Here is a 12,232-nt window from a genome sequence, read left to right as displayed (position 1 = left end):
GTGTTTAAAATATTTTCAGCATTGAAAAATGAGTTATTATTTTAAAGTAAAGAATTCCGCCAATGGACCTAGAGCTAATGCTGGAAAGAAAGACAAGGCAGCAATAATGGCGATTACGGCAAAAATCATTATTCCAAAAATTGAAGTATCGGTTTTTAAAGTTCCCGCACTTTCAGGAATATATTTTTTATTGGCTAATAAACCTGCAATTGCAAGAGGCCCAATAATTGGAATGAAACGGCTTAACAATAAAACAATTCCAGTTGTGATATTCCAAAACGGATTATTATCTCCCAAACCTTCAAAACCAGAACCGTTGTTGGCAGCGCTCGAAGTATATTCATATAACATTTCAGAGAATCCATGATTTCCAGGATTGTTTAACCATCCTGTGGCATTTCCGCTGAACCAATATCCCATTGCAGTATCGTTCGCAGCAAAATAAGAAGCTAGAGCAGTTCCAGCTAAAATCAATAACGGATGAAGAATTGCAATAAAAGCAGCGATTTTTACTTCTCGAGCTTCGATTTTCTTTCCTAAAAATTCAGGAGTTCGGCCAACCATTAAACCAGAAATAAATACCGCCAGAATAATGAAGATGTAAAAGTTGAGGTAACCTACACCACATCCGCCGTAAAAGGCATTGACCATCATCGCCAATAACTGCATAGCTCCAGAGACTGGCATTGCGCTATCGTGCATACTATTTACAGAACCCGTAGAAATCACTGTTGTAGCAATGCTCCAAAATCCTGAAATAGCAGGGCCAAAACGTACTTCTTTTCCTTCCATTGCTCCAGTTGTCTGTGCAATTCCCATTTTTGCAATAGCAGGATTTCCGTTGAGTTCACTAGAGATTGTTGGAATTACCAGAAGCAAAAATCCAACGGTCATGACACCAAAAATGATGAAAGAGAATTTCCTTTTGTTAAGGAAAAAACCAAGTGCAAAAATCATTGCAAACGGAACAATCATTTGTGCCCAAAGCTCAACAGCATTTGTAAAATAACTAGGGTTTTCTAACGGATGAGCTGAGTTAGCTCCAAAAAATCCGCCTCCATTTGTACCGATATGTTTGATCGCCACGAATGCTGCAGCTGGTCCACGAGAAACTTCAACTTGATCACCTTGTAATGTGGTAATAGTATCTTTTCCTTCAAATGTCATTGGAGTTCCATTGAATGTTAAAATAACCGCTACAATGACAGAAAGCGGAAGTAAAATACGAGTACAGCTTTTAATTAAATTATTGTAAAAATTCCCTAGTTTATCTGTGGTTCTTTCGCGCATAGCGGTAAAAACCATTACCGCAGCAGCGATTCCGACACCAGCCGAAACGAATTGCAGAAACATTAAGACCATTTGCGACAAGTAAGAAACGCCGCTTTCGCCTGAATAATGCTGCAAATCGCAATTCACTAAAAACGAAATGGCAGTATTAAAAGCCAAATCGGAAGCCATTGACGGATTATTATCTGGATTTAAAGGCAAAGAGCCCTGAAAAAGCAAAACAAAGAAGCAGAGAAAAAACCAAAGCATATTGATACTTAAAAGTGCTTTCAAATGTTGCTTCCAGTTCATTTCTTCAGCTGGATTGATACCGCTGATTTTAAAAATAAGTTTTTCAATTGGATTGAAAATTGGGTCAAGAAGTGTTTTGTTTCCCAAGAAGACTTTAGCAATATATTTCCCTACCGGAATAGCTAAAATTATGGTAAGGATAAAAATACCTATGACACCTATTAATTCTGTGTTCATATTTTATTTGTTAGAAATTATTTAATTTTTAGATTTTTATAAAAACAGGATAAGTACGATAAAGGCTAATGTCCAGACAGCACATGCATACAGTAGAGATGTCTTTTTATTTTTATAATTCGACTTTTTCATTTTTAAAATTTTTCGGGTTTGATTAATACATAAATCAAATACACGAAAACGGCGATTGAAACAATAAATAGTGCAGTCATGATTTAGATTTTTTCAAAGAATTCAACTGACAGAAAACAAATCGCAAACAGTAAAACTGCCAAAGCGAGAAGGAGGATTGTGACCATGATTTTTTTAGATTTAAGATTGTAGACTTTAGATTTTTCGATTAAACAATTAAACAGTTAACCGATTAAATTTTTTAGACTCCCGAAGCATTAACTTGTTTGATATATTCTGCTTTAAGCGTTTGAGGGAAAAGGTGTGAGATATTGCAGTGGCGCATTTCCATAAAAGACGAAACAGAAAAAACATACACGTTAGAAATGGCATTTTTAGTTTCGATGCTTCCGTTTATAAATAACCGTTCGGCAAGGGCTAAACATTTTTTAGCACGAACGATATTACCGCAGATAATATTTTTTTTAGTAATCTCAGCAAAGCGTTCTGCTTGTTTGTAGATTGAGGTAACTTGATTTTTCATTTGGAATGAATTTTTAATGTTCTTCCTCTTTATGCCAAAAGATGTTCCGAAAAAGTCAAATGATGTCTAAAGTGTTGTAAACAAAAGAAATGTAGTTTTGTGCCAAAAATTAGGCATAAAAAAAGCCTATCATTTTGATAAGCTTTTATTGAAATGATAAGGTATATCTTGACAATCGATATTTTCTGCAAGGTTTTCAAAAACCTTGTAGGTATTCTATTAAAACGTTAAATATGTAAATTTTTAAAAATCTAAACCTACAAGGTTTTTGAAAACCTTGCCGGACTACGACTGTATATTGTACTCTTCCAATTTTCTATACAAAGTGGCAATTCCAATTTCTAGTAATCTTGCCGTTTCCGCTTTATTTCCTTTCGTATAATTTAAAACCTTTTGAATATGCAATTTTTCAACACTCTGCATCGAGAAAGCCGACATTGGTTTCGAATTATTTTCGGCTTGATGTTGCATTTCGTAAGGAAGAACATCTGAAGTTAAAATATCTCCATTGCTCAAAATAACCGATCTTTCGATGACGTTTTTCAGTTCACGGATATTTCCTGGCCAGGAATAATTCTCTAATTTCTGTAAAAAGTCATCCGCAATTTGTAGCGCTTTTTTATTCGTTTTTTCTGAAAATTGCTTCACGTAATAATTGGCTAATAACGGAATATCTTTAATTCTTTCTCGTAACGAAGGCAATTTGATTTCGAAGATATTCAAACGGAAATACAAATCAGAGCGAAAACGATGTTCGTCGCTTTCTATCTTTAAATCACGGTTTGTAGCGGCAATTAACCTAAAATTTGATTTTTTTGGAGTCGTGTCTCCAACGGGAATATATTCAGAAGTTTCTAAAACACGCAATAATTTTGCTTGAAGATCAATTGGCATTTCACCAATTTCATCTAAGAATAAAGTTCCACCGTTTGCTTCTTCAATAAAACCTTTTTTATCTTTTACAGCTCCAGTAAAAGCACCTTGTTTATGACCGAAAAGCTCGCTTTCTAAAATTTCTTTTGTGAAAGTGCTACAGTTCAGCGCCACAAAAGATTTTCCTGCACGATTGCTGTTTTCATGAATCGCTTGCGCAAAAACTTCTTTTCCCGTTCCAGTTTCACCCATAAGTAAAACAGTCGAATCGGTTTTGGCTACTTTTTGGGCAAGATCAATAACCTGTTCGATTCCTTTTGACTTTCCAATGATAGTCGAAAAAGAATATTTATCGTTAATTCGTTTTTCTAACTGTTGTACTTTTTTCTGCAATTGTACTTTTTCTACCGCTTTATAAAGAAGAGGAATAATTTTATCGTTATCGTCACCTTTTACAATATAATCAAAAGCGCCGTTTTTCATCGCCTGAACACCATCAGGAATATTTCCAAAAGCAGTCAGCAGAATCACTTCTGTTATGGGAAAACGGTTTTTTATGCTTTGAAGAAAATCGACCCCGTTTCCGTCAGGAAGTTTGACATCACACAAAACAACATCAATTTCGGTTTGTTCCAGTTTTTTTAAACCCGATTTTAGATCTTTGGCTTCAAAAACTTCAAATCCTTCCGATTTTATAATTCTTGCCAGAAGACTTCTCAGTTTTTCTTCGTCGTCTATAATTAAAATTTTGTGTGTCATTTGCAGAGATGCTAAATCAAATTTTGGTATTTGATGTACAAATTTAGCTTTAAAATTAGTTCTCTTTTTTTATTCGGAACAAAATATTTTTTAAGACATAATCAGATTTAAAATATTTTTCAAAAAGAAATGTACTTTTAGATCGAAAAAGAACCACTAAAATTTATGTCAAAACAAATTCATTTTATAATAGCTTTTATAATCTTTGGAAGTTTTAATAGTTTTTCAAATGGAATTATTCAAAAAGATTCTTCAAAAACGAAAACTATTTCCTTTAAAATTAAACTGAAATCAGAAAACAAAGTCGAAATAAAAACGTCGCCATTAAAATTCAACAAACATTTTGCTTATAGTTTTACACTTGATGATGGATATCGTTCGGCACATTTAACTGCTTTTCCATTATTAAATGGAGGAAAAATCAGTAATCCTGATAAAAACGAATGGAAAATTGATCAGGGCGGGGACGGAACCACTTCAAAAGGACTTTTTTATTCAGACGGATTCGGGAATAAAATTCCGTTTAAACTTGCTTTAGCAATCAATGGCGGATCTATTCGTGATTTACCTCAAAACCGTGGACATCTTTCATGGTCTGAAATCAAAGAAATGTACAATGCAGGTTGGGATATTTTGAATCATAGTTTTCATCATGCTACTAAACACGGAACGAATTATAAAACAGAAGTAACAGAAAATACAACTTCAATTAAACAAAATTTAGATTTTGCAATGTCTCATTTTGTAGTTCCGGGTGGAGAAGGAGATGAGAAGTATTATTTGGAATATGAAAAAGAAGCTCTTAATAATGGATATTTTTCTGTAGCGTCTTATTATGGTACTGGTCCGGTTTATAAAGTGAATTCGAAATTAAATTTGGATAAAATGATTTCGGCCAGAACTTTTGTATTGAGTTCAAAAGATACTACCAGTTTTAAAACAATGGATCGTTATTTAAAAACGATAGATTCGATTGTAAAACAGCCAGAACCTGTTTGGTTTAACGAATTTACCCACGGAACAGGAAATTCAAATCTTTGGAATTTAAGTTTACGTTTTCCTGATTTCAAATATTATATGACAACGCTTGCCAACAAATATGGTACAAATGGAAATGATTCTATCTGGATGGCGCCGTGGCAGGAAGTTTACGAATATATTTGGTTAAGAGACAGAATTAAAATTGAATACAAACAAAACAAAAAAGAAGTAGAAGTAGCAATTATACTTCCAGAAATTCCGGAAACGTTTCGCCACAAAGACATTTCATTAAACATAGAAACTCCATCCAAATTTGAAATCGAATCGCCAAAAGATTTGAACATAAAAGATGATGGAAAAACAACGCATAAACAGATTTTGATTCAATTGAAATAAAAGTTTAGCCACAGATTTAAAGGATTAAAATGATTTTTTTGTTTGCGCTAAAAATTATCGCAAAGATTTATCTCTCAAAATAAATAATCCTTCTAATCCTTTTAATCTGTGGCAAAAAAAACTTAATCGATCTCTTTTTCGTTGTCCTTTATAAAAGTATCGATATTCATTAAATACGGATCAATTACAATTCGCTGAGGTTTTGCTTTCAGTTTGATTTTACCTTCAAGTTTATTGTTTTTTAAAGCGAAAGAATAACGGAACAGTTTACCGTTTTCATCATAAATTCCAATATCTATTGTAGAATCATTCGGTATTAGAGTTCGTTTTCCAGTTGCATTTTCTCTGAATTTCTCAGAAACCGCTTTAAAAGAAACTTCGTAAAAGCTATTTTTTTTATGACTTTCAACAGAATTTATTTTAGAAGAATACGTAATAATCTGCTTAAACATTTCATTCAATTTAGGATGCAGTTTAGAATCAGCGACAGCATAAATTTCCTTTAATAAACTTTCAGCATCAGGAATCGGATTTGGGTATTTCGAATGATTTAGAAAATTTCGCAAAGCCAGATTCACTTTTTCTTCCCCAATTAAAACTCTTAGCTGATGCATAACCAGCATTCCTTTATCATAAGGCAAATGCGGCGTTTCGTAATTGGTTTTATATAAAGGTGTTTCAGGTTCGTAACTGCGGCTGCTCAAATACAAATCGAGATGAATTTTTAAAGTTTCGAGCGCTTTTTCCAAACCATGTTCTTTTTCATATAACATCAATTCGGTGTATTGGGCGAGAGATTCAGTCAAAATCCAGCTTCCTTCTTTCTGTTCAGGACTGATTTGCGAATTTCCCCACCATTCATGCGACAATTCATGAGCCGTCAATTGATTGATAACATCTTCTTTATCCTTGTTGTTGAGGTTGCTGTAAAACCCAAAATTCTCTTTCATGAAAACCGTTGAGGGATATGAAGTCGCCGCAAATCCATCCGCGAAAGCAGAAACTTCCGCATAACGAATAGTTTTGTAAGGATATTTTCCAAAATTGTTTTGGCAATAATCTAAAGTGTTTTTTACATCTTGAATTAATTTTGAGACATTTCTAGAATGCCTTTTATCATAATAAACTTCAATTGAAATGCCTTTATAATTCGTTTTTTGAATTTGATATTCGGCTGATGAAAAAGCAAATCGGAACGGAATTTTTCCGTTTGATTGATAATGAAAATAATTGCGATTGTCTTTTTTCCAATTCCCAACTAAATCTCCAACGCCAATCGCCTTTTGATTTTTAGAAGTCGAAACCACAGCATCGTAATCAATAAAATCATTTGCAGCATTTGATTTCTCTTCCAATTTTTTCAACGGAGTCTGAGGTTTCAAATGTCTTTTCGCACGCTCTTTTTTACTGCTGATTTCATTAGAATCCTGATAACCGAAAAGTGGAAAATAACGGCTTATTCGCATAAAAGATCCATTTCCAATTATAGAATTAAAAGCAGTATGCCCTTTAAAAGGCGACCACGAAGATTCAAAAGAAAAACTCATTTTCATTTTTTGTTGAGGTTCTAAAGGTTTCTCCAGTTGATACCAATAATGACGAAATGCCGAAACATCATCGAGATTTTTTGAATTCGGAATTTCAACAGAAATTAGTTTCGAATTTCGATCTATATATAGGAGTAAACTATCAATAGTTTTTTTCGTATTATTGATTAATTCGTAAGTTCCTTTTACTTCATAATGATTTTTCTCAGGAAATAAATCTACTTTGCTTTTTACAGCAATAATCGTTGGCTGTACCAGATTAGTATATTTTTTAAACTGGCGCTCGTATTGTTCGCTCCAATTATTCTGATCTTCTTCGGTCAAATACGGATATTCAATATTGGTTTTATAAAAAAGATAACTTCCAAAACCAATAAAAACAAAAACTCCCAAGCCAAAAGTTGTCTTTTGAATTTTATTGAATGAATTTCTGCGAAAGGTTTTCACAATTGATGCATTTCGTTTCCATAAAATTCCAGTCAAAGTCAAAAGCACTAAAGCCAAACCAAGATTGTAAAACATTTTAATATGAAACGGAAAAGTATAGGCTCCAAAGCCATTCAAATCAAAATATTCTCTTTTGAAAGAATCTCCAAATCGGAATAATGGATGCGAAATTCCCAGCTGTTCGCCAATTCCGGTACAAAATAAAATACAGATAAAGGCAGAAACGGCCAATCCTAAATATTTGTTTTTGATGAAAGTCTGAATCGCAATTATTAAAATCGAAATCAACAACAGCGGAAATCCGAGATAATAAAACAAAGAAAGGTAAAGACCAATTTCGATTGGCGCATTTGAATTGATAATCTGAAATCCGCATCCAATCAAAATACTGATACTAATGAGGAGTAACGGAATAATAAAAAGCGCCGTTAATTTTGCCATTAAAACGGTAAACTGAGAATAAGGTGCAGTATTTTCCAGCATTTCAAATCTCGAATTCTCACTTCGATTTACTAATTCATTGCTGTAAAATAAGAGAATTAAAGTCAGGATAAACGGAAGGCGATCCATTATGGTAGAAATCATCAAAGCCGTATCGGTAATTTTTTCTGCCAATCTGATTCCACCGTCAATTTCATCTGAAATCTCAATCATTAATAAACCCGAAAATAAAAGTACAATTAGTAAAAACGGAATTCCTTTCAAAACCAAAAAAATATCCATTTTAAGATTACTCATAAAAACGGCTAAATTATGTTTGGAAGTTTTGAATTCAATGTTCAGTGGAATTTTGGAAGAAAGAACTTTTGTTTCTTTTTGAATGACTTTTAAAGTTTTTATCTTTTTAATTTTCGTTTTTCGAAAAGAAAACATTCGATAAGAAATAAAAACCAAGAGCAATGAAATACAAATCCAAAGTATTCGGTTGAATAAAAAATTGCCAGAAAGGGAAACTAGCGCTGTATTTTTTTCGATAGAAGTCCAATATCTGGTTTGTTCTAAAAATGCTGCCAATCCAAACGGATCTATTTTTGCCGCCAAAGACATGGCTTTCGCCGAAGAAGGAGAAGCATTGGCAAATATCGGCGAATTCGAAAAAATTGATCCCGCTATATATAATATGTAGATTAATAAACCGCCGACATAAATAAAAAGTTTGCGTCGCGTAAGCCAGGCCAAAGCCGTCAATATAGAAAGGCACAAGAAAATATTTGGAATCACAATTACCAAATAAGGCCAGAGATAATTGAGAATTTTAAAAGGACCAATTTCACTTTCAGAAAGCCAAGACATTTGATGCCCAATAATCATTCCTAGAATAAACATTCCAAATGAAACTACAGCAATACTAAAAGCCGTAATAAATTTGCTTCCCAAATAATGAAACTTTGAAACAGGGGAAGAGAAGATAATTGAATCGAACTTGGTTTCATATTCTCTTAAAAAACTTTGCGCTGCCTGAAGCGTAATCGAAAATATCGTCATCAGCGAAATCAAACCAATCGCATATGTAAGCATATACGGACTATTTTTGTAAGCTCCCGAAAACGAAAAGTTTGCAAAAGCACTCACAAAAAATCCTAAAACCAAATAAATGATAAATGTGGCATAAAATGTCCAGCTTCTGGTATTGTTATGCCATTCAAATTGAATTAATTTAGAAAGCATAACTCTAATTTTTAAATTGATTTTGACCTAAAACACTGAAATAAACATCACTTAAATCTGGCGAAATCAATTCAAAACCAGAATCTGGCTGATATTCTGAGAAAACATGAATATTAATTTTTCCTGAATTTAAATGAGAAGAAATAATATTGAAGTTCAATTTATGATCTTCTAATTCCGATTTCTGAATTGCCTTCGTCCAGATTTTACCTTTTAAAGTTTCGATTGTCTCATTAGGTTTTCCTTCGAGAATCAATTTCCCGTTAGAGATAATAGCCATTTTTGGACACAAGTCACGAACGTCTTCTACAATATGAGTAGATAAAACCACAATAATGCTTTCTCCAATTTCGCTCAGCAGATTATTAAATCGGTTTCTTTCTTCCGGATCCAATCCAGCTGTTGGCTCATCCACAATAATAATCTTCGGATTTCCCAGTAAAGCCTGAGCAATTCCAAAACGCTGACGCATTCCACCAGAGAAAGAATGAACCGCTTTGTCTTTATGCTGTAATAAATTGGTTTGCTGCAGCAAATACAAAATCTGATCGTGTCGTTCCTTTTTATTAATAATTCCTTTCAAAATGGCCAAATGATCGAGTAATCGATAAGCAGAATTTTTTGGGTAAACACCAAACTCCTGTGGCAAATAGCCCAAATTTTGTCTGATGAACATTGGGTTTTCCAGAATATTAATTCCGTTAAATTCAATAATTCCAGAAGTAGGTTCCTGCAAAGCTGCAATGGTTCGCATTAAAGTCGATTTTCCGGCGCCATTTGGTCCAAGCAAGCCAAACATTCCGTTTGAAATTTCAAGCGATAAATGGTCGATCGCTTTTGTACCGTTCTCATACGTTTTGCTGAGATTTTTGATTGATAAACTGTTCATTTTTTGATTGATTTTTGATGATGATATAAATGATGATTTGAAATTTTTAGACAATAAGAGTCCTGTCAGCCTCAAAAAGCCGATTTTTAGGTTCAGAAAATTTGATTTAAAAGAAAACTACTCGCTTACATATTCTAAAATATCACCAGGCTGGCAGTCTAGGATTTTGCAAATAGCTTCGAGAGTATCAAATCGAATACCTTTTGCTTTTCCAGTTTTTAGAATAGATAAATTAGCAGGTGTTATATCTAATTTCTCTGCCAATTCTTTACTCTGCATCTTGCGTTTGGCAAGCATTACATCAACATTTACAATTATTGGCATAGCTATATAAATAAGTCTTGTTCGTTTTGAAGGTTTAAACCTTGTTTAAAAATGGCAGCTAAAAAATAAGCAAAAGCGCCAAGCATTCCGTGCAATATGATAAAAAGTGCTACTTCATTATCTAAAGGGACAAAGAAGAAAGCAAAAAATATAACAATACTCGGAATGAATAAATTGGATAAATAAAAGCGTTTTAAGTGCAAAACTCCATTTTGAGTAAATAATTTTGGCTGAAAGAAAATCTTAAAGACATTACTACTCAGTAAAAAGAAAAGTCCGTAAAGACTTAGCGGAGCCAAAAAATCAAAAAGAATATACGGCAGATTGTAATCGCCCAACATTACAGGATGCGTAGTAAACGGATAACAAACCTGAAAATACTTTCCGTTATCTTTAAATGTTAGAAATAACCCTGTCATTAAAGTAAAAACCGAGTAAGCGGCCAAGAAAAAATAAACTACAGCCAAGAATCGGGTAAAATAAAACAATATTCTAGAAACAATATGAGTAGTCTTCATACAATGAAAAATTAAATTGATATTGCAAATGTATAATTAATTATTGTAAAACAATAATTAATTATTAAAAACTAGTTATTTAGAAAGAATTTGGAATATTATAATTCTATTAACATTAGAAAATAAAAGGCATTCGCATAAATGAGTTAATTTTGCATTTTAGCCTTAAATTATATGAAAAAACCAATTTCAGTCTCAATATTAGAGCTTGCAATTATCACCCAAGATAGTAACGCAACAGAAACATTCCAAAAAACAAAAGACATAGCGCAATTAGCCGATAAGCTAGGATACAAGAGAATCTGGTTGGCAGAACATCATAATATGGCACACGTTGCAAGTACTGCAACTGTGGTTTTAATTGGTTATGTGGCAAGTCAAACCGAAAATATCCGTGTAGGCTCTGGCGGAATCATGCTTCCAAATCATTCTCCTTTAGTAGTGGCAGAACAATTTGGAACTTTAGAAACTCTTTATCCAAACCGAATTGATTTAGGTTTAGGTAGAGCGCCAGGAACAGATCAACCAACTGCCGAAGCGATTCGTAAAGACTTTTTCGAACAAGCACAGCGATTTCCGCAAAATGTAAGCAAGCTTCAAGAATATTTTTCTTCTGAAAATGCCACAGGAAAAGTTCGAGCATTTCCAGCCGAAGGGCTAAATGTCCCAATCTGGATTTTAGGGTCAAGTATGGATAGCGCAGCTCTGGCAGCAGCCTACGGATTGCCTTATGCTTTTGCTGGACACTTTGCGCCAAAATTAATGATCCAAGCGTTTGAATTTTACAGAGAAAATTTCCAGCCATCAGAATATTTAGACAAGCCGAAAACAATGGCATGTGTAAATATCATTGCCGCCGATACAAATGAAGAAGCAGAATTGCTATCGACAAGTTTGTATCAAATGTTCCTAAATCTAATTAGAAATGATCGTAAAGGATTGCAACCTCCAGTTTTATCGCTAGACGATATCATGAATGAAGCAGAACGTTTCCATGTAAATCAAATGACAGCAGGAACCTTCACGGGAAACAAAGAACAGCTAGTAACCGATTTGAAAAAGTTTGTTGACTATGCCCGAATCGACGAGCTAATGGTGACAAGTCCAATCTTCGATCACCAAGCAAAACTAAAAAGCATTCAAACCACCAAAGACGTAATAGACGCTTTGAATGAATAATACATATAATATAGTTTATAAGTTATACTATATATATAATAGTAAATCTCGGTTACAACCCGACAGGTTTTGAAAACCTGTCGGGTTTATTTGTATAGGTATGTTTGCAATCAAATTCCCGTTTTTCCGTAGAGATGCACTGCAGTGCGTCTTATGCTCGACATATATAAGGTTAGTTTTTTAAATTAGGCTTTTTTTAGGAGCTTTTTCCCGCTATGCGCTTCAATCTTTTGGGGCC

At 33.6% G+C, this 12,232-nt stretch carries 10 protein-coding genes; 2 read left to right on the top strand and 8 right to left on the bottom strand.

The window, feature by feature from the left end; genetic code table 11:
- Window positions 1-36: 36 nt before the first annotated feature.
- From kdpA to NU08_RS05595, 4 genes are all read right to left on the bottom strand, one after another.
- Complete coding sequence (kdpA, locus tag NU08_RS05610; protein ID WP_129746231.1) at window positions 37-1,758, bottom strand: potassium-transporting ATPase subunit KdpA; 1,722 nt, start codon at window positions 1,756-1,758, stop codon at window positions 37-39.
- Between the two features lie 134 nt (window positions 1,759-1,892).
- Window positions 1,893-1,970, bottom strand: a complete 78-nt coding sequence (gene kdpF / locus NU08_RS05605; protein WP_073418200.1) for a K(+)-transporting ATPase subunit F — start codon at window positions 1,968-1,970, stop codon at window positions 1,893-1,895.
- A 161-nt stretch (window positions 1,971-2,131) separates the two neighbouring features.
- A complete protein-coding gene (locus tag NU08_RS05600) occupies window positions 2,132-2,413 on the bottom strand; it encodes a hypothetical protein (RefSeq protein ID WP_008466868.1) in 282 nt (93 codons plus the stop codon).
- Between the two features lie 285 nt (window positions 2,414-2,698).
- Window positions 2,699-4,045, bottom strand: coding sequence for a sigma-54-dependent transcriptional regulator (locus NU08_RS05595; RefSeq protein ID WP_129746230.1), 1,347 nt, complete (start codon window positions 4,043-4,045; stop codon window positions 2,699-2,701).
- A 165-nt stretch (window positions 4,046-4,210) separates the two neighbouring features.
- On the opposite strand from NU08_RS05595, the gene NU08_RS05590 reads away from it, so the two are divergent.
- Window positions 4,211-5,422, top strand: a complete 1,212-nt coding sequence (locus tag NU08_RS05590) for a polysaccharide deacetylase family protein (RefSeq protein WP_129746229.1) — start codon at window positions 4,211-4,213, stop codon at window positions 5,420-5,422.
- A gap of 122 nt (window positions 5,423-5,544) precedes the next feature.
- Here NU08_RS05590 and NU08_RS05585 read toward each other — a convergent pair whose 3' ends face one another.
- The 4 genes from NU08_RS05585 to NU08_RS05570 all read right to left on the bottom strand — a co-directional run bounded on the left by NU08_RS05585 (window position 5,545) and on the right by NU08_RS05570 (window position 10,815).
- Window positions 5,545-9,084 carry an ABC transporter permease/M1 family aminopeptidase gene (locus tag NU08_RS05585; protein WP_129746228.1) on the bottom strand — a complete coding sequence of 1,180 codons (3,540 nt, stop codon included), beginning with the start codon at window positions 9,082-9,084 and terminating at the stop codon, window positions 5,545-5,547.
- Between the two features lie 4 nt (window positions 9,085-9,088).
- Complete coding sequence (locus tag NU08_RS05580; RefSeq protein ID WP_129746227.1) at window positions 9,089-9,973, bottom strand: ABC transporter ATP-binding protein; 885 nt, start codon at window positions 9,971-9,973, stop codon at window positions 9,089-9,091.
- Window positions 9,974-10,090: 117 nt separating this feature from the next.
- Entirely contained in the window at window positions 10,091-10,297 is a 207-nt protein-coding gene (locus NU08_RS05575; protein WP_008466864.1) for a helix-turn-helix domain-containing protein, read from the bottom strand.
- Between the two features lie 2 nt (window positions 10,298-10,299).
- Window positions 10,300-10,815 carry a DUF2975 domain-containing protein gene (locus NU08_RS05570; RefSeq protein WP_129746226.1) on the bottom strand — a complete coding sequence of 172 codons (516 nt, stop codon included), beginning with the start codon at window positions 10,813-10,815 and terminating at the stop codon, window positions 10,300-10,302.
- Between the two features lie 174 nt (window positions 10,816-10,989).
- On the opposite strand from NU08_RS05570, the gene NU08_RS05565 reads away from it, so the two are divergent.
- Window positions 10,990-11,994: an LLM class flavin-dependent oxidoreductase gene (locus NU08_RS05565; protein ID WP_129746225.1), complete on the top strand. Its 1,005-nt coding sequence runs from the start codon at window positions 10,990-10,992 to the stop codon at window positions 11,992-11,994.
- Window positions 11,995-12,232 lie beyond the last annotated feature (238 nt).

It is taken from the genome of Flavobacterium anhuiense (genome assembly GCF_004151235.1).
GTDB lineage: Bacteria > Bacteroidota > Bacteroidia > Flavobacteriales > Flavobacteriaceae > Flavobacterium > Flavobacterium anhuiense_A.
Note: the sequence above shows the minus strand (reverse complement) of the source record. Positions and strands in the feature narration are given on the sequence as shown.

Coding starts and splice junctions, on each gene's coding strand:
- kdpA (WP_129746231.1), bottom strand. CDS start 1,758: ATGAACACAGAATTAATAGGTGTCATAGGTATTTTTATCCTTACCATA.
- NU08_RS05575 (WP_008466864.1), bottom strand. CDS start 10,297: ATGCCAATAATTGTAAATGTTGATGTAATGCTTGCCAAACGCAAGATG.
- NU08_RS05590 (WP_129746229.1), top strand. CDS start 4,211: ATGTCAAAACAAATTCATTTTATAATAGCTTTTATAATCTTTGGAAGT.
- NU08_RS05595 (WP_129746230.1), bottom strand. CDS start 4,045: ATGACACACAAAATTTTAATTATAGACGACGAAGAAAAACTGAGAAGT.
- kdpF (WP_073418200.1), bottom strand. CDS start 1,970: ATGACTGCACTATTTATTGTTTCAATCGCCGTTTTCGTGTATTTGATT.
- NU08_RS05565 (WP_129746225.1), top strand. CDS start 10,990: ATGAAAAAACCAATTTCAGTCTCAATATTAGAGCTTGCAATTATCACC.
- NU08_RS05580 (WP_129746227.1), bottom strand. CDS start 9,973: ATGAACAGTTTATCAATCAAAAATCTCAGCAAAACGTATGAGAACGGT.
- NU08_RS05600 (WP_008466868.1), bottom strand. CDS start 2,413: ATGAAAAATCAAGTTACCTCAATCTACAAACAAGCAGAACGCTTTGCT.
- NU08_RS05585 (WP_129746228.1), bottom strand. CDS start 9,084: ATGCTTTCTAAATTAATTCAATTTGAATGGCATAACAATACCAGAAGC.
- NU08_RS05570 (WP_129746226.1), bottom strand. CDS start 10,815: ATGAAGACTACTCATATTGTTTCTAGAATATTGTTTTATTTTACCCGA.